Origin of the sequence: Pseudoalteromonas sp. AOP31-A2-14, assembly GCF_052378035.1 — a bacterium.
Taxonomy (GTDB): domain Bacteria; phylum Pseudomonadota; class Gammaproteobacteria; order Enterobacterales; family Alteromonadaceae; genus Pseudoalteromonas.
In genome coordinates this window covers 20,604-36,510 of record NZ_JBQSXI010000002.1, presented here as the reverse complement: position 1 = coordinate 36,510, position 15,907 = coordinate 20,604, and the positions used below count along the sequence as shown (strand labels likewise).

Annotated in this window: 14 protein-coding genes and 4 pseudogenes; 6 read left to right on the top strand and 12 right to left on the bottom strand. The window is 40.1% G+C overall.

Features of this window, described 5'->3' with window-relative positions; all coding sequences use genetic code 11:
- Positions 1 to 32 precede the first annotated feature (32 nt).
- Genes ACT3S9_RS16020 through ACT3S9_RS16005 form a run of 4 tightly spaced genes read right to left on the bottom strand, consistent with a single transcriptional unit; the run spans position 33 to position 4,422 of the window.
- Positions 33 to 1,055, bottom strand: a complete 1,023-nt coding sequence (locus ACT3S9_RS16020) for an ABC transporter ATP-binding protein (protein WP_441836148.1) — start codon at positions 1,053 to 1,055, stop codon at positions 33 to 35.
- A gap of 14 nt (positions 1,056 to 1,069) precedes the next feature.
- Positions 1,070 to 2,569 carry an ABC transporter permease gene (locus tag ACT3S9_RS16015; protein ID WP_441836149.1) on the bottom strand — a complete coding sequence of 500 codons (1,500 nt, stop codon included), beginning with the start codon at positions 2,567 to 2,569 and terminating at the stop codon, positions 1,070 to 1,072.
- Complete coding sequence (locus ACT3S9_RS16010; protein ID WP_441836150.1) at positions 2,569 to 3,609, bottom strand: extracellular solute-binding protein; 1,041 nt, start codon at positions 3,607 to 3,609, stop codon at positions 2,569 to 2,571. The genes ACT3S9_RS16015 and ACT3S9_RS16010 overlap by 1 nt, the downstream gene beginning before the upstream one ends.
- Positions 3,610 to 4,422, bottom strand: coding sequence for a hypothetical protein (locus ACT3S9_RS16005; RefSeq protein ID WP_441836151.1), 813 nt, complete (start codon positions 4,420 to 4,422; stop codon positions 3,610 to 3,612). It abuts the gene before it with no gap.
- A gap of 294 nt (positions 4,423 to 4,716) precedes the next feature.
- Here ACT3S9_RS16005 and ACT3S9_RS16000 point away from each other — a divergent pair, with 294 nt between their 5' ends.
- The 3 genes from ACT3S9_RS16000 to ACT3S9_RS15990 all read left to right on the top strand — a co-directional run bounded on the left by ACT3S9_RS16000 (position 4,717) and on the right by ACT3S9_RS15990 (position 6,368).
- Positions 4,717 to 5,142, top strand: coding sequence for a thiol-disulfide oxidoreductase DCC family protein (locus ACT3S9_RS16000; protein WP_441836152.1), 426 nt, complete (start codon positions 4,717 to 4,719; stop codon positions 5,140 to 5,142).
- Between the two features lie 45 nt (positions 5,143 to 5,187).
- The gene (gene ppiC, locus ACT3S9_RS15995) at positions 5,188 to 5,466 is read left to right on the top strand and encodes a peptidylprolyl isomerase PpiC (RefSeq protein WP_441836153.1); all 279 of its coding nucleotides are present in this window, start codon (positions 5,188 to 5,190) and stop codon (positions 5,464 to 5,466) included.
- Between the two features lie 488 nt (positions 5,467 to 5,954).
- Complete coding sequence (locus tag ACT3S9_RS15990) at positions 5,955 to 6,368, top strand: helix-turn-helix domain-containing protein (RefSeq protein WP_441836154.1); 414 nt, start codon at positions 5,955 to 5,957, stop codon at positions 6,366 to 6,368.
- Positions 6,369 to 6,775: 407 nt separating this feature from the next.
- On the opposite strand, the pseudogene ACT3S9_RS15985 reads toward ACT3S9_RS15990, so the two are convergent.
- From ACT3S9_RS15985 to ACT3S9_RS15975, 3 genes and pseudogenes are all read right to left on the bottom strand, one after another.
- Positions 6,776 to 6,946: pseudogene (locus ACT3S9_RS15985) on the bottom strand (IS110 family transposase); the annotation flags it as partial.
- Positions 6,947 to 6,981: 35 nt separating this feature from the next.
- Positions 6,982 to 8,525 (bottom strand): IS3 family transposase gene (locus ACT3S9_RS15980; RefSeq protein ID WP_225736794.1). Its coding sequence is split into 2 segments (ribosomal slippage): positions 6,982 to 8,072 and positions 8,072 to 8,525, totalling 1,545 coding nucleotides; the frame shifts between segments, so codons are not numbered across the junction.
- Between the two features lie 66 nt (positions 8,526 to 8,591).
- A pseudogene (locus tag ACT3S9_RS15975) lies at positions 8,592 to 9,569 on the bottom strand (IS110 family transposase); the annotation flags it as partial.
- A 128-nt stretch (positions 9,570 to 9,697) separates the two neighbouring features.
- Between ACT3S9_RS15975 and ACT3S9_RS15970 the strand changes: the two are divergent.
- On the top strand, positions 9,698 to 10,276 hold the full coding sequence (locus ACT3S9_RS15970; protein ID WP_441836398.1) for a DNA-3-methyladenine glycosylase I: 579 nt from the start codon (positions 9,698 to 9,700) through the stop codon (positions 10,274 to 10,276).
- A gap of 107 nt (positions 10,277 to 10,383) precedes the next feature.
- Positions 10,384 to 11,595, top strand: coding sequence for a hypothetical protein (locus ACT3S9_RS15965; protein WP_441836399.1), 1,212 nt, complete (start codon positions 10,384 to 10,386; stop codon positions 11,593 to 11,595).
- 174 nt (positions 11,596 to 11,769) lie between these two features.
- On the opposite strand, the gene ACT3S9_RS15960 is transcribed toward ACT3S9_RS15965, so the two are convergent.
- The 4 genes from ACT3S9_RS15960 to ACT3S9_RS15945 all read right to left on the bottom strand — a co-directional run bounded on the left by ACT3S9_RS15960 (position 11,770) and on the right by ACT3S9_RS15945 (position 14,980).
- Complete coding sequence (locus ACT3S9_RS15960; RefSeq protein WP_441836400.1) at positions 11,770 to 12,420, bottom strand: DsbA family oxidoreductase; 651 nt, start codon at positions 12,418 to 12,420, stop codon at positions 11,770 to 11,772.
- A 144-nt stretch (positions 12,421 to 12,564) separates the two neighbouring features.
- Positions 12,565 to 13,785 (bottom strand): M24 family metallopeptidase, encoded by a 1,221-nt coding sequence (locus ACT3S9_RS15955; RefSeq protein WP_441836401.1) that lies wholly within the window; start codon positions 13,783 to 13,785, stop codon positions 12,565 to 12,567.
- A gap of 104 nt (positions 13,786 to 13,889) precedes the next feature.
- Positions 13,890 to 14,498 (bottom strand): flavin reductase family protein, encoded by a 609-nt coding sequence (locus tag ACT3S9_RS15950; protein ID WP_441836402.1) that lies wholly within the window; start codon positions 14,496 to 14,498, stop codon positions 13,890 to 13,892.
- A gap of 134 nt (positions 14,499 to 14,632) precedes the next feature.
- Positions 14,633 to 14,980 carry a thiol-disulfide oxidoreductase DCC family protein gene (locus tag ACT3S9_RS15945; protein ID WP_441836403.1) on the bottom strand — a complete coding sequence of 116 codons (348 nt, stop codon included), beginning with the start codon at positions 14,978 to 14,980 and terminating at the stop codon, positions 14,633 to 14,635.
- Between the two features lie 216 nt (positions 14,981 to 15,196).
- On the opposite strand from ACT3S9_RS15945, the pseudogene ACT3S9_RS15940 reads away from it, so the two are divergent.
- A pseudogene (locus ACT3S9_RS15940) lies at positions 15,197 to 15,607 on the top strand (phosphoenolpyruvate carboxylase); the annotation flags it as partial.
- A 27-nt stretch (positions 15,608 to 15,634) separates the two neighbouring features.
- Here the strand turns inward: ACT3S9_RS15940 and ACT3S9_RS15935 are convergent.
- Positions 15,635 to 15,892: pseudogene (locus ACT3S9_RS15935) on the bottom strand (transposase domain-containing protein); the annotation flags it as partial.
- Positions 15,893 to 15,907: the final 15 nt, after the last annotated feature.

The following is a 15,907-nucleotide window of genomic DNA, read 5'->3' as shown; positions in this document are numbered from 1 at the left end:
CTCGCTTTTTTTATGTATGTTAAATATTGAATTTAGCTTTCTTGCTTATATACCGCTAGTGGATGCGAAGTACTTAAAGATACGTGAACTTTATCGCCAGGGTTTACTACCACTTCGTGACTAATACGGCTAGTTATAACTGTTTTACAGACAAGCTCTACAGCGCATAAACGGCTACCGCCTTCAAATCGTACCCATACAACCACGCCATTATTATCCGCATCGCCTTGCACAAGTAATACGTCATCAGGGCGTAGTAATACATCGACATCGACATCGCCTTGCTGACAATCTACGGCAAGCGCGGGCACACTACCAATATTAGTGATTGCTTGACCTTGTGCGAATTTGCCTGCAATGAAGCTTGCTTCACCTAAAAAGCGCGCTACAAAGCGATTTTTTGGCATGCTAAAGCAGTTTTCAGGTGAGTCAATTTGTTGAATCTTTCCGCCTTTGAGTACCCCAACACGGTCACCTACTGAGAGTGCTTCTTCTTGGTCGTGGGTTACCCAAATAGCAGGTACACTGGCTTTTTTGAGGGCGTTACGAATATCCCAACGCAGCATATCTTTGAGTGCAGCATCTAAGTTTGAAAGTGGCTCATCAAGTAATACAAAATCCGGTTGGTGGGCAAGTGTACGAGCAAGGGCAACCCGCTGTTTTTGTCCGCCAGACAGTGTGGCAGGCTTTTTATCACGAAAAGCATCAAGACCAAGTAAGGTGATCCAATGATCTGCAACAGCAGTGTCTTTTAACCGAAAACAAATATTTTGCGTTACCGTTAAGTGAGGAAATAAGGCAAAGTCTTGAAAAACCATACCGACACTGCGCTTTTCTGGTGGTACATTGAGCTTAGGTGATGCGCGCCACTTACCTAAACTTACTTCACCTTCACTTATTGGGATAAGCCCGGCAAGTGCTTGTAAAATCGTGCTTTTACCACAACCCGTAGGGCCAACAAGCATTAGGATTTCACTTTTATCAAGTGCTAAATCTAGCTCGCTTACTACACGGTTGCTGCCGTAATCTATAGACAACTTACTTACAGATAGCATTTGTTTTTAAATCCTCAATGTTCGAACTGGTTTCGCTTCTCGCCAGACAACATAATAGCTAAGCCACACGCAGAAATCACTACCAGTAGCAGACCAGGAACTGCTGCGCGGCCAAAATAACCCGCTTCGTAAACGCGCCATAAGTAAGTAGAGAGTGTTTCGAATCCTGTTGGGCCAAGAAGCAAAGTGGCTTCTAATTCTCGCATTGATTCTAAAAATACCAATGCAGCACCAGCGATTATGCCGCGCATAGTTAACGGTAATGTTATACGCATAAATGCTTCTCGGGGGCTTGCACCCAGCACTCGTGCTGATTTGACTAAACTTGAATCAAGGTGTTCGGTACTAGTACGTATTGACCCTACCGCTAAAGGTAAAAATCGTAGCACATAAGCAATAATTAACAGCCCTAAAGTTTGGTACAAAAAGGGTAATTGTAAGCCGCCATAAACCAGTGTGGTGCCCATCACTACGCCAGGAATACCAAATCCAAAGTAGGTAACTCGCTCCATAATACGACCCGCTTTGCCTGTTAGTGCTGCATGAGCAACAGGAATAGCAACAATAACGCCCACAACAGCAGCAATAGCTGATGCGTAGGCTGAGTTCCATGCAATGCTAAAATCAAATGAGCTAACACCATCGCGGACAAGCCATAACGAAAATATAGCTAACGGTAAGCCAATCGCTAAAAATAAAATAGGGGCAAAGGTTAAAAATATCAAGCTGAGTTGCCATTTTTTAGGGAAGATAATTAACGGCCGGCCTTGGCGTTCGCTGGCGGTTTTAATATTTGACTCTATAAATAATAAAAAGCCCACAATAACCATCAATTGTAATGACAACATTGCTGCGCGATCTAAGCCCATTGAATTGTATTCTACATAAATGACTCTGGTAAAGGTATCTAGGCGCATCATGGCGGGGGTACCAAAATCAGACAAAGTGTATAGCGCAACCAATAATGAGCCTGCGGCAATACCATTAACTACACGGGGTAGGATGACTCTAAATACACTTTGTGTCATAGACATACCAAGTGTACGCGCCGCATTAACCATGCTTGAATCAAGGCTGAGCAGTGATGCGCGTGTTGTTAGCATCACAAAGGGGAACGTATAAAGTGTCATAACAATAGTTGCCCCCATAAGGCCATGCATTGAGGGGGGTTCAAAACCGAGGAGGGTATTTATTTCGCCTCCGCGGCCAAATGCAGCATAAAGTGTAAAAGCACCAATGTAACTAGGAATAGCAAGCGGTGCGGCAAACACCACCAACCATAGTTTTTTAAAGGGTAAGGTTACATAAGCACTAATAAACGCCAGTGGCACACCAATTAATATTGACCCTAATACCGTTAAGACCATTAGTGATAGGGTGTTACCTAATACTTTTAAGTTGTGGGTATCAAATGCTGAACTGGTATCGCCCGCTAAGGTTATTAAAATATAAATAGGAGTTAACGTAATGAGCGCTGCAAGCAGCGCCATTGGGTATGACACAGGTAGTCGCATTACAGTACGCCGCTGTTACGCATCAAATCAATAGTTGGACGTAAATCGGCTAACTTGGTTAAATCCACTTTAGGCGGCGAAACATCTGTTAAAGAGGGCAAACCTTCTGGTTGCGTAATACCATTAATTAAGGGTATTTCATAAGCTTCGCTAGCTAAATAACCTTGTACTTCTTTACTGAGTAAATAGCGCATAAAGTTAGTTGCCAGTGGGTCATCATTCAAAGCTAAAATGCCTGATGCGTTCACTAAGCAACCTGCATCTTGCTGGGTAAAGGCTAAATCAAGCTTTGCATCTGGTTTACCTGATTTAAGGCGCAGAGTGTAATAGTGATTAGCAAAACCAATATCAACTTCGCCACGCTCAACCCCCATAACAACTCCAAGTTCACCAGCGTAAGTTTTAGAGCGCTTTTTCACTTTTTTAAGCCATTTGGCGGTTTTGTCATCGCCTTCCAGTATGCGCATGGCAGTAACAAATGATTGGAATGAGGCATATGCAGGCGCCCAACCAATGCTTAAGTCACTGTCGGCAATCTCCATAATACTGGTGGGGACTTGCTCTTTCGTTAATCGCGAGGTGTTATAAGGCAAAGTACGAATACGCCCTGTAACAGGCGTCCACTCTTTATAACGAAACTGCGGTTGTAACTGTGAAGATAAGTCTTCAGGGATTGGTTGTGCTAGGCCTGCATCAGTTACTAAACCGATTGCACCAGAGTCTACCGCCCAAAATAAATCAGCTCTTTGCACCCCTGCTTTGGACTCAGCCACAATAGTATTAGCTAATGCTGCTGTAGGACCGCGACGAATACCAAGCTCTAAGTTAGGGTTTTTATCTTGAATTGCCTGTAGCACATTCTCGTACAAACCACCCTCACCACGGCCTAAATATAAGGTAAGCTCACCTTCAAGTTTAGGTAAGTCATCAACCGAGATTGGATTGGCTATTTCGCTGGCGAGTGCGCGAGAAAGAGGCAGTGGTAATGCACCAATTGCCCCTAACGCAGCTAAGCCTTGTATAAAATTCCTACGCTTCACTTAAAATACATCCTTACGTTCTTCTTCTGCTTTTTCAAGTAACACTTTTGCGCGGTCTAGTTTAGTGTGCATATCAGAAACTACTTCGCGAACTTCATTAACGCTTTTATCACCTGAAATGGCTTTTGGTAGTGTTACGTTAAAATCTTTTTCCAGAACTTCAACCAGATTGGCATCTTGTTCAATAAGCGTGCCTTCTACGCCTTCGAAAAGATGTAGGTAAGTGTCGTGTACAATATCAGTCGCTTCGCTGTTTAAACGTTCAGCATATTTAGCAACAACACGATCAAGCTTATGTTTAATTTCATCAATGGTGGCACTTTGTGTCATCATTTTAGTGGCTGTGGCTTTAACGTTTTCTAACAAGCCTTTTTGCTGAAATTTTGCAGCAAGCTTAACAGCCCCAAGACCTTGCCACAAGGCGATATTCATGGCTTTTTGCTCTTTACGCACATCAACAGCAGGTTTATTACTATCAATGGCTGTTTTTATACCATAAATACCTTGCCAGATTGAGGCGTATACAGGCACTAAATTGGTTTCAATGGCGCTATGGAACTTAACCGATTCCCAATATTCAAGTAAATCATCACTGTTTACAGATTTTGCACCCTTGCTTTCGTAGTCGCTTACCATAGTATCGACTTTATTAACCATCCATTCTACTTCTTCAGAGTAATCTTTCATGTTTTCTTGTAGGTGATTTACGTGTTCACCAATAGGGCCATTAGCAAATACAGGCTGCGCCACGAATGATGAGGCTACTAAAAGGCTGACGCCTACGGTTTTTACTGATTTAGATAATAAATTCATAGTAAGGATGATCCGAAAGGTTATTGTAAATGATAGCGATTATCATATCCGTAAAAGTGACTAAAATCAATATACCTAAATTTAGATTGAAACACCCGCTATATATGACCTTAGCGTGGTTTCTGTGTTTTTAGCGAGGTTAAAATGAGCGCTGACTATTGAATCCCAGTGATACACTTGATGTATAGTTTGATTTTTAAGCTAAAGTAACAAATAAAGACATTTATTTTTAAGTGATAGGTATAATAGTTAATGTATTAAGTAAAATAAGCGATTACTAATGAGGAGCATAGAGTGTCGTCATTTAATGTTCAACAACTGATTAAAAGTAAGCAAATAATTTTGTTTGACGGTCAGTGCAAGTTATGTAACGCGTGGTGTAACTTTATTATTAAGCATGACAAAAAGCTGTGCTTTAAACTGTGTAGTGTGCAGTCTGATAAAGGGCAAGCAATACTTAATTACTTTAACTACCCAATGGATAATTTCAAAACCATGATTTACGTTCAGAGTGACGTATGTTTAACCCAAAGCGATGCAGTACTTGCTATAACAAATCAACTTGGCTGGCCTTGGCGAGCCGCTAACATAATGCGCTTAATACCCAAACGCCTGCGCAATTGGGTATATGACCGTATTGCGTTTAACCGCTATCGCTTATTTGGTAAGCTCGATTATTGCCGTTTGCCTAAAAGTAGCCATGAACAGCATTATCTGTAAATAAGTGATAAAATTAACAGAGTTTAATTTAGGTAGAGATAAATAATGGCCAGCACTGCCCACGCATTACATATTTTGGTTAAGCATAAAGAACTTGCCGAAGACATCATAAAACAGTTAAAAAAAGGCGCTAAGTTTCAAGTGCTCGCAAAAAAGCACTCATCTTGCCCATCGGGTAAAAAAGGCGGTGACTTGGGTGAATTTAAACGCGGTCAAATGGTTCCTCAGTTTGATAAAGTCGCTTTTAATAGCGAAATACTAGAGCCGCATTTAGTGAAAACGAAGTTCGGCTGGCATGTAATTAAAGTACTGTATCGAACTTAATAATTAAGTTGCCAAAAGGAAGTTAGCAATCTGATCTAGTCAATAAATTTATATTGTGTCTGAGAGGTCGTAATGAGCGAATTACAGACATTCAAAGTCTTGACGTAAAAATAATCAATTCTCGTTATGTAATTTAAACGGCTTCTCGTTAAAACTTTCATAAAAATTCAAGCTGTTAATTTTCAGGCGATTTATAATGTGTGTTCTCATTATGCAATTTTATGCATTCTCGATTAAGTAAATTCTCGGTTATAGAGTAGTCAAAACAATTGTAATTCCTTGTAGCTATGTGTAAATTATTAATAATTGTATTTTGATAATTCTGGCGATTGGCACATTGAGTGTTAACGGGAATTCTCGGTAATACGCTGTTATGTTGCTTATTGCGGCACTGTCGTTGCTTTGTCGTTACTTTGTCGGGTTGTTTTCGTAACCGATAACTCTATTATTTAGGCATTGTTACCACTCAGAGTAACGAGGAGTAAACAATGATAGTAAAAAAATTAAGAGTTAAGAATAAATGGTCTCAAGAACAACTTGCGACAATGAGTGGGCTTAGTGCTCGAACTATCCAACGTGTCGAAAGTGGGCAAAGCGCCAGTTTTGAAACTCTTAAATCTCTCGCCTCTGTATTTGAAATTGATATAAATAAACTTACAGAGGAAATAACAATGATAGATAAAACAACTGAAAACTGGAAAGCACAACCTTGGTGGTTTAGGTTTGGTTTCTTGGGTATGTCATCAAGAAAAGCTCAACTATGCTCTGAATTTGCTTTTATAGTATTAGGCCTCGCTGCCTTTGTATATTGGGATGATAAATTTGCAGGGACTTGCCTTGTTATCTGCGGTTATTATACTAGTTGGCTAATTAGATACGGTGATAAACAAGACGTATGGTAGAAAAATCAACATAACAAGCCACTAAAGCAGGACAAATAACAGTTGGTTTTTGCTCCTGCGTCGCTTATTTTAACCAACTATTATTTGCCCCTTAGTGGGGCGTTGGTATGACTCCCACTGTCAAGTTAAACGCACTGATCCTTGCCTAACTTTTTAAGCCATAATTACTTCAGCTCGAATTAGAGCGAGTTAATACATAGGATGAAGCAAGTAATGTCGTCGGTCATCGTGCTGATATTCGTTGGTTATTACTATTTCTAGTAACAGAGCAGACCTTACTTATTTCGTCGTGGCACCTGTCCTATGTTCGTGGTGCAATGCAGCGTTAGCTGCATTGCCATCCTAACGCCGTCGGTGGTTGTGCCACACCCGGTGCTTGATCCCATGCATTAACTCTAATTCGTTTATCATGCAGGTACTCTTGCCAATCTCAGTTTTGTATTCACTGGCGTAAGCACCACTTCTTTTGCTATTGCTCATATGTATGCAATCATTTCTCGGGCAATGGCGGTGACAACTAGGTTGTAATGTTTCCCTTTGGCTATTATTTCTTTATAGCGCTTGCAGAGCCTAAGTTGCGGTGTTTGTCAAACTAGTTGTCGCGATCACTACGTTATGCACTCTCAGCCTTGACACTATTTTGTTCAGGGTTTAAGTACACTTCTTTTGGTAAATCCCAATTACGGATATTACCGCTCCAGCGCTCAGGGTGAGCATCTTTAGCACCTTGATAAACTTCTTTTCTATTAGCCAATATGTCACCCGCTAATCCTGAATGCCTTTGATGTGGGCTGACGTATTTGATGCCACTATGTTTGTGGTTAAAATTATACCAGTGGCTAAATTTCAACACCCAACTACGCGCCTCATCAATTGTTGAAAACCCTTTATACGGATAGTCAGGGCGATATTTACACGTTTTAAATATCGACTCAGCATAAGCATTATCATTGCTCACCCTAGGACGATTAAAAGACGACACGACACCTAAACTATAAAGTGTTTCAAGCATTGATGAGCCTTTCATTGGGCTTCCATTATCCGAATGCAGTACCAGAGGATTATCTTTAACTCCTTCTTTTAAATGAGCTTTCTTAATTAATATTGATGCATTTTCTGCTGATTCGTCATCATGAATTTCCCATCCAACAATCTTTCGACTAAATATATCGAGTATCAAATATAAATAAAAATGCAGCCCTTTAGCGGGGCCTGGTAACCAAGTAATATCCCAACACCACACTTGGTTTGGCCCTGTAGCACAGTGTGTCGTCGGTACTTTTCTCTCTTTTATCTGACTACGTCCGCGAGCGTTTTGCTGTTTTTCTTCATGAAGAACACGATAATATGTTGATTCAGAAGCAAGATAAATACCCTCATCTGCTAATGTAGGGACGATTTGGCTTGGTGGTAAGCTCTTAAAATCATCGCTATTAACGATGGCTAATATGTTATCTCTCTCTGCTTTTGATAGCTTATTTTTTGGCTCAGGGCGCTGAGATATTGGTCTACCATCTGTTTTTATGTTCCCGTCAACAGTCCAACGTTGATACGTCCGGACACTGATCCCAAGTTCACGGCAAGCTTTAAACTTTGGCGCACCAGAACTCACAGCTTCATTAACTAGTTTAACTGCTTGAATGCGAGCTGAGTCGAGGATCATTCGTCCTCGGCTTCCCCCCAGATCGCATTTGCTTTTTTTCTTAACACCAATAGTGCTGCGGTTTCAGCGAGTGCCTTATCTTTTCGACGTAGCTCCTTTTCTAATTGATTGATCTGTTTTTTATCTTTCTTTGTTTCGGTGGAGAAGGCTTTTTCTTGCTCTTTAACGTTAGCGTTTGCATCTATACACGCATTTCGCCAAGCCGATACTTGTTCCACATAAAGACCTTTGCCTCGGCAATATTCCGCTAACTCAGCTTGATTTAAAGAGGCTGTTTCCAACACGACTGAGAATTTATTTGCTGATGACCACTGCTCAGCATTCTTTCCATCACCTGGCACTAAATGCCCCTTATCAATTGCTTGTTTTCGCCAATTATACAAGGTTGATTCACCAATCCCCATCTCGATTGATAATTGGGCTATTGCTATATTATTTGGAGGCATCATCTTCTGAAGAGCCGACTCTTTGCTTTGCGCTGAATAATGTTTCATTGTTACTCCACGCCCTCTGTTTAATGGTTGAATATTAAGCGCGACAACTAGTCTGACAGAGAGGGGTTGTGCCTTCCACGCAATATCAATAATGTCCTTTGGTAAACCTTCTTGTCGTTTTTGCATATCGGTCGATATATTTGCTGCATACCGATAAGTGTGTGCGCCTTCGACGAGAAGGCGTCTTGCTCGGCCGTTTCCGCATTTTGTGATGGCGCCAATATGGCGCTTGCCACCACTCGAGTGTTCACTGGGTACAAGACCGAGATAACTCATTAATTTACGGGGATGGTCGAAGCGAGATAAATCACTAAGCTCAGCAACAAGCCGGTGGCGACCAATAATCGAACGCCACGCATAGCTTGTATTGCTTTAACAGCGGGATAATAACGCCATTGATGGACGTGATGTGTTAGTTCATTGTCTAGCCGTTCAAGTCGGCTTATTCGTTCAGTAATTGTGTGTAAAAACTCTTGTAAGATGATGTGCTGGGTGTGGCAGCACAAGCTCAGTGAGCCAATGTAAATGCTTTTGTGACCAATTCGCAGTGCCTTCGTAATTAATATTATTGCGAAGCAGCAGCGCCTTTAATTGATACTTAGCATCTTTTAAGTCCTTCATTGTCACTTCGCGTTCACGAGATAAATCGCGTACAGCTTCATCTTCAGGCTCAGGAACATAGATAGGTGTTAAATCCTCAGATTTAAGTAATTTAGCAAGCTTAAGGGCATCACGTTTATCGGTTTTAATCTTCTCACCAGGCTTTTTAGGAATAAGAGAGGGTGCAACCACATAATAGCAATGGCCGAGGCTGGTAATTAATCTGTAAATCCAATAACCACATGGACCGGCTTCATAGAAAAAGTGTAGCGTTGCGCCAGGGTATTTCGATTCGAACTGACGAACAAGTTTTTGAACGGCCACTTTGGAAGATGAAACTCGACCAAGGTGAACATGAGCGCCTCTATGTTCTTCAATATAGGCGACTTCATTGAATTCTTTATGTGTATCAAGACCAATAAAAAGTATGGTATGTTTATTCATGTTAGCCTCTGCTGTTTAGTTATTTGACAAACTAATTATGGCTCTGGCTTTGAATTAAGCTAACCCACGAAAAGCGGAGGCTAACACCGTGTGGGAGTCATTATGTCTAGGTGTAACCAGAGGGTGTTATGAATAGATGTGAATGGGCTAACTCTAACCCGTTAGAAACTCAGTATCATGATGATGAATGGGGTGTACCCGTTTATGATGATAGGATACTTTTTGAAATGCTTATTTTAGAAAGTGCTCAATCAGGGTTGAGTTGGGCAACGATTCTTCAAAAGAGGAATGGCTACTTAAAAGCGTTTGATAATTTTGATGCGGAAAAAATAGCGAATTATTCAGAAGATAAAATAAAATTATTGCTAGGTGATACCGGTATAGTCAGAAATAAATTAAAAATAAATGCCACTATAAATAACGCAAAAATATTTTTAGAAATCCAAAAAGAGTACGGTAGTTTTAATGAATATATTTGGTCGTTTGTTGGCTCAAAGATCATTAATAATAAGTGGAAAGACAGCTCTGAAGTTCCATCGAGTTCCTTAGAATCAGAAATGATGAGCAAGGCCTTAAAGAAAAAAGGTTTTAAGTTTGTGGGCCCAACAATTTGTTATGCGTATATGCAAGCAGTAGGAATGGTTAATGATCATGTTGTTTCTTGTTTTAGATATAAGGAAATAATAGCGTTACAAAATCACACCTAATAAGTCATTAAACCAGAACAAAAATACGTTTGCTGTTTTCGTTCCTCAACCATTTTAGCAAATGTATTTTTTCCACTTGAGTAGGCGTTATAAACAATGGAGTTTCGATGATAGAAGTCTTGGGAATAGTTGCATCGTTGTTGGGGATAATCGCTTTTTTTGCGGTAGGCCCCAAAGATTTATTAGCAAACTTAAAAGGCTGGTTTGTTGAACCTATAACCTCAATAAATAAGCACAAAAATAAATTAGATATACGAACATTGTTTGATTTACTGAAAGTGGAAGATATCCGTCAAGAAAATATTTTCACTAAAAAAACGCTTAAAAAAGATAGTTTTGATGCTGATGTTCTCTCATATGAATATAAATTTACTGAAGAACTTCAAAAAATAAAAGATGACGAGATAAAAAGTAAACTAGATTATGCACAAAAAAATGGTATCACGTTAGACAATAATGCATCTTTTGCTCTTAGGCGTATTGATGTTAGTAGGCCTGAAGGAAAGGATGGTAAACGCCATAATGTATACAAACTGATGATGGAGCGAACAGATTATCATAGCTTTGTTTTTCCTAATCTATGCTTAGATAAACTATATTATAATGAAGCAACTCAAGAAAATCACTCGCTGCGAGATAGGCTATCACTTGAGCAAGAGTTGCTTTCAATATCAAATTTAACAGATCTCCCCCAGTGTCAGTTTAAAATTGGTACAGGTACTTTATTAGTAACTAAAGATGGTTTTTTAATCTGCTCTGTAAGATCTAAAAATCAATTGGTAGCTGGAAAACAAGATAAAAACGAAATAACAGTACATTTATCTGCCGCAGAAGGTATGTACCGTTCGGTTAATAATCCATCAAGTGGCGATGTTGATACCAATGGTAAACCATCTCCCTTTATTACTAGTTCGCGCTCGATAATAGATGAACTAAACCTCAGAGAAGAAGATTTTAATGCTGAGGATATAGAGTGCCTTGGTTATTTTATGGACTTAAAAAGAGCGCAGCCATTCTTTCTTTTCTATTTAAAAGTTAATTTGTCTGTAGATGACTTCTTTGCAATCTATTCAAATACAAGCACAGACATTCATGAAAACGAAGCTATTTTTGCTTTGCCGAAAAACTTCGATAACTTGAAAGGCTTGTTTACGGGTAAAAGAATTAGTGATGTAGGTGCTAAATACCCGAAAATATATGATGATTTTTTTAGTGTAAGAAGTTCTTATAAAATAAGAATTGCGTCTAATCATGCAAAAGCAGGGTTTGCCACATATGCATTTAAAGACTTAGGCCCAATAACGCGAGATTTGCTTTAAAGCGTTATGACAAGTCGTTTAACAAGACAAAAGAGTTGGCTTTTATTCGTTCCTTGCCACGACCTCTAGATACACGACTAAGTCAGTAGAATACTCATTGAAGTACTTAAAACAACAAAAAAGCCACGTAACCTCGGGTTACGTGGCTTTGTTATCAGTGCTTTAAAGCTTGGGTTACTTTGCTTCTTCTTGCGTAATTTGTTCAAGTGCTTGAACAAATGCGTCACTTGGTTGGCCGCCGCTAATGGCGTATTTATCGTTGATGATAAATGTCGGTACTGAGGTAATACCGAGTTCTTTAAAGCGATTTTGCTCTTGGCGTACGGTATTTACGTATTGATCTGAGTGCAAAATGTCACGGGCAGCGTCTTTATCAAGGCCTACGCTTGCAACGACATCGAGTAATGCCTCTTCTTGATTTAGGTATTTTAAATCAGTGAAGTGGGCTTCAAAAAAGGCCATTTTCAGCTCAGTTTGTTTATCATGTTCGCGTGCCCATGTTAATAAACGATGTAGATCAAAGCTGTTGATCATAATGCGTTTACCGTCAAAATTAAATGTGAATCCTGCGCGTTTTCCGGCATCGAGCATGTTTTGACGATTCTCATCGCCTTGCTCTTCGCTCAGGTTGTATTTTTGCTGTAGGTGTTCGTTTAAGTCTTGGCCTTCAAGGGGCATGTCTGGGTTTAGTTCAAACGGATGCCAAGTAATATCAGCGTTTACTTTATCTTTAAGCTCTTCTAGGGCGGTTTCAAGGTTTTTATACCCAACCACGCACCAAGGGCACATTACGTCTGAAACAATATCAATTTTGAAGTCTTTCATGAGCTTGCCTGTTTTTAAAGTGTATAAAGATTATATGCAGGCGCGGGCTAATAAATTCAAGGGCAGGAGTTTGTGAGCTTTAGTGCTTACTCATCACTGCACGATATAGTCTGACCGTGCGGTGATGGATTAATTTGAAGCTTATTAACTTTTTAAACCAAATGGGTTGTCAATGCTGTGCGCCGGCTCCGTAAACCATTTAGGTCCGTTATCGGTCATATAGAAGTGATCTTCTAAACGTACGCCAAATTCATCAGGGACAACCAACATGGGCTCGTTACTAAGGCACATTCCTGTGGCAAGCGGGGTTTTATCACCGCCAACTAAATACGGCCATTCGTGAATATCTAAACCAATGCCATGGCCGGTACGATGTGGACAACCTGGGGTTTGATACTCGGGCCCTAAACCTTGCGCGGCTAAATATGAGCGGGCTGCGCCGTCAACGGCTTCACAAGTTTCGCCAATTTTTGCGGCGTTGAAGGCAGCTATTTGTGCGGCTTTTTCATAATCCCAAAACTGGCGTTGGCGCTCGGTTGCTTCGCCGTATACGTAAGTGCGAGTTATGTCTGATAAGTAATCGTGTACTTTACAGCCAGTATCAATTAATACCATATCGCCTTTTTTAAGAATTTGTGCATCTTTTACACCATGTGGGAATGATGTTGCAATACCAAATAATACGATGCAAAAATAGTTCCCTGGTGCGCCTACTTTTTGGTGTGCTTGTTTGATAAAAGCTTCAACCTCGGTTGTGCTAATCCCCTCATGCAGCATGCTAGCGGTGGCTTGATGAACGGCCAAGGTCATATCCATAGCGCGCTGTATCAGTACTAGCTCATTTACTGATTTATGCATACGACAATGGGCAGTTACAGGCTGTGCATTAACAATATTCAAACCCGTTTGCGCTTTATTTATGCCATCAAAAATAAAAAATTGCGCACTTTCGTCAATACCGACAGTGCCGTTTTCAGCAATCCCCATTTCTTTAATAATGTTGACAAATAACTGGTATGGGTTTTCATGTTCAAGCCAGCCGCGAATAGGCCCTTCAATTACTTTAAAGCCATTGAGTGAGCCAATTTCAAAATCAGGGGCTATATATTGCACGTCGCCTTTAGCAGGTAAAATTGCGCCGACCATACGCTCACTTGCGTACCAGCGCATGCCGGTAAAGTAGGTTAAATTAGTGCCTGCGTTTAAGTAAATAGCATCAATATCGTTGGCTTGCATGTAGGCTTGCGCGCGAGCTATACGCGCCAAGTATTCATCTGCTTGAATTGGGCTTAAATCGTCGGTCATATTCGTTAGGCTAGCAAGTGCCTGTTCTTTGGTTTGAATACCAATACCGTTGGTTGTCATTGTGCTCTCCTCGTTATTTTTAGCTATTGTAACGAGCGAAAGACTTGAGTGCAAACCGTTGCGATGAGAGAAAAAACATATATAAAGCTTACGCTAAAAAGTAGTTACTTTTTAGCGTAAGGTAAGCGCTTTATTACCTTGGTTGTATGATAGCTATCAAGGCCGCTTACGGTGACCGTATTTATTGATTCTAAGTCTATAAAGCCATCGCTTTGAATTGCGCTTTGTTCTATATGCAGGTCAATTATTTCACCAATTACAAGTTCGGTGCCATTGATAGCAAGATGCTGATGCTCGACGAGTTTAAGCGCATATTTTAATCGGCTTTGTGCTACAAATGGAGCATTACAGCCTGCTAAGTATTCAGTTGTGAGGCCGGTTGCATCAAACTCGGACTCTTCTTTATCGAAGCGTGCTGAAGTTTGGTGGGCTTGCTCAACGATATCACTATTTACTTGATTTATGGTATATACGCCGGTTTCTTTAATGTTTTCAAAGGTGTGTCGTGGCACGCTGTGCGGGCGGATTATCATGCCAATCAGAGGTGGATGTGCACCTAAATGAAAAACTGAACTAACAATCGCTAAGTTGGTTTTGCCGTTACTGTCTTGAGTGCCAATTAGGTTTGCACTTTTAAAGCCCGATAATGAATTGATTAAATGCGCGCGATAGCGGCCATCTAACTCATTAATTTCGTTTATTGTTAAATGCATGGTGTATTCCTTGTCAATTAGTTTGTCTAGCTTACTAATTAAGATAAAGCGGCTAAGCAATCAGTACGATTAATACCAAATAAAATGATTGTTTTAAACATTATTTTTGCACCGCTGTCAGCTAGATTTAGAGGTTAATTTTTATTATAGGCACTTGGTGACTTACGGTATTTAGCAAACACCCAATAAGCTAAATCGGCAATGAAACGAATGCCCGGTAGCTTAAATATTTTTAACCAAGAGTGCTTACCAACAATTTCCCACGCGGCAAAAGTTACGTCTAAACCGTAAATCATCTCGCCATTGTTGCGCTTGCCGTGTAAAAAAGCCAATGCGTCAGCGCGCTTTATGTAACTAAAGCGAGTTTCAAAATCAGCGGCATTTATATCTTCTAAAGTAATAAGATTGTGTGTATCTGCTTGCTTTAATTGCTGCATTTCTGTGTTACATAATGGGCAATCACCGTCGTAGAATATAATCATCAATTACACTTTTTAGCTTTTTAATTATTTCTTGTTACGAAATAGAATATAGTTTGGATCTGTTAAATCATGTTTATGAATGTTATTAATAGATGCTCAAAATTATAAAGGTAAGTTGCTGGTACGTTTTTTACCGCTATTTAGACTCCACATCTTGAATCGTTCAGCACGTTTTAAAGCCTTTATAGTATAAACATCAACAATGGAGTATTCTCGATGAGTGAACAATATGCCGCCCTTAGGGGTAATGTAAATCTGCTTGGGCAGCTTTTAGGGCAAACAATTAAAGACTCTCAAGGGCAAGAAATTTTAGATAAAGTAGAAGAAATTCGTGCTTTAGCTAAATCTTCTCGAAGCGGCAACAGTGAGGATCGTCAAGCATTAATTAATGTATTACATGCACTAAGTGATGAGGAACTCTTGCCCGTGGCACGTGCCTTTAATCACTTTTTAAACCTAGCCAATGTGGCTGAGCAATTTCATACTGTATCGCGCTTTAATGATGTGGGATTTTGTCAGTTAGCACCTTTAACGCAAACGTTAAAAACCTTAGTTAATAGTGCTAAAAATGGTGAGGTAGATGCAAATCATATTGCAGAAGCTCTGTCTAAATTACACATTAATTTAGGGTAAGCGCGCATTTAAGCAGTGCGCTTAGCTATAATCGAAGTCTAGCTGCACATTCCACGGCATTAGGTCGGTAAAATCATCATCACCCTCATCTCGATTCGGCAACGTTTTAAATAAATGCACAAAGTAGTTATAAGGATTGATGTCATTGGCACGACACGTCATCACAATACTATAGAGTGTGGCGCTTGCTTGGGCACCATTAATTGACTTTGAGAATAGCCAGTTTTTCCTACCAGTGGTAAACGGCCGAATATCTCGCTCAGTAATATTATTATCAATCTTGAATTCAAGTAT

Excerpts from the sequence above, each read along its gene's own strand:
- ACT3S9_RS16020 (WP_441836148.1), bottom strand. The coding sequence starts at position 1,055 with ATGCTATCTGTAAGTAAGTTGTCTATAGATTACGGCAGCAACCGTGTA.
- ACT3S9_RS16015 (WP_441836149.1), bottom strand. The coding sequence starts at position 2,569 with ATGCGACTACCTGTGTCATACCCAATGGCGCTGCTTGCAGCGCTCATT.
- ACT3S9_RS16005 (WP_441836151.1), bottom strand. The coding sequence starts at position 4,422 with ATGAATTTATTATCTAAATCAGTAAAAACCGTAGGCGTCAGCCTTTTA.
- ppiC (WP_441836153.1), top strand. The coding sequence starts at position 5,188 with ATGGCCAGCACTGCCCACGCATTACATATTTTGGTTAAGCATAAAGAA.
- ACT3S9_RS15990 (WP_441836154.1), top strand. The coding sequence starts at position 5,955 with ATGATAGTAAAAAAATTAAGAGTTAAGAATAAATGGTCTCAAGAACAA.
- ACT3S9_RS15970 (WP_441836398.1), top strand. The coding sequence starts at position 9,698 with ATGAATAGATGTGAATGGGCTAACTCTAACCCGTTAGAAACTCAGTAT.
- ACT3S9_RS15965 (WP_441836399.1), top strand. The coding sequence starts at position 10,384 with ATGATAGAAGTCTTGGGAATAGTTGCATCGTTGTTGGGGATAATCGCT.
- ACT3S9_RS15960 (WP_441836400.1), bottom strand. The coding sequence starts at position 12,420 with ATGAAAGACTTCAAAATTGATATTGTTTCAGACGTAATGTGCCCTTGG.
- ACT3S9_RS15955 (WP_441836401.1), bottom strand. The coding sequence starts at position 13,785 with ATGACAACCAACGGTATTGGTATTCAAACCAAAGAACAGGCACTTGCT.
- ACT3S9_RS15950 (WP_441836402.1), bottom strand. The coding sequence starts at position 14,498 with ATGCATTTAACAATAAACGAAATTAATGAGTTAGATGGCCGCTATCGC.
- ACT3S9_RS15945 (WP_441836403.1), bottom strand. The coding sequence starts at position 14,980 with ATGATTATATTCTACGACGGTGATTGCCCATTATGTAACACAGAAATG.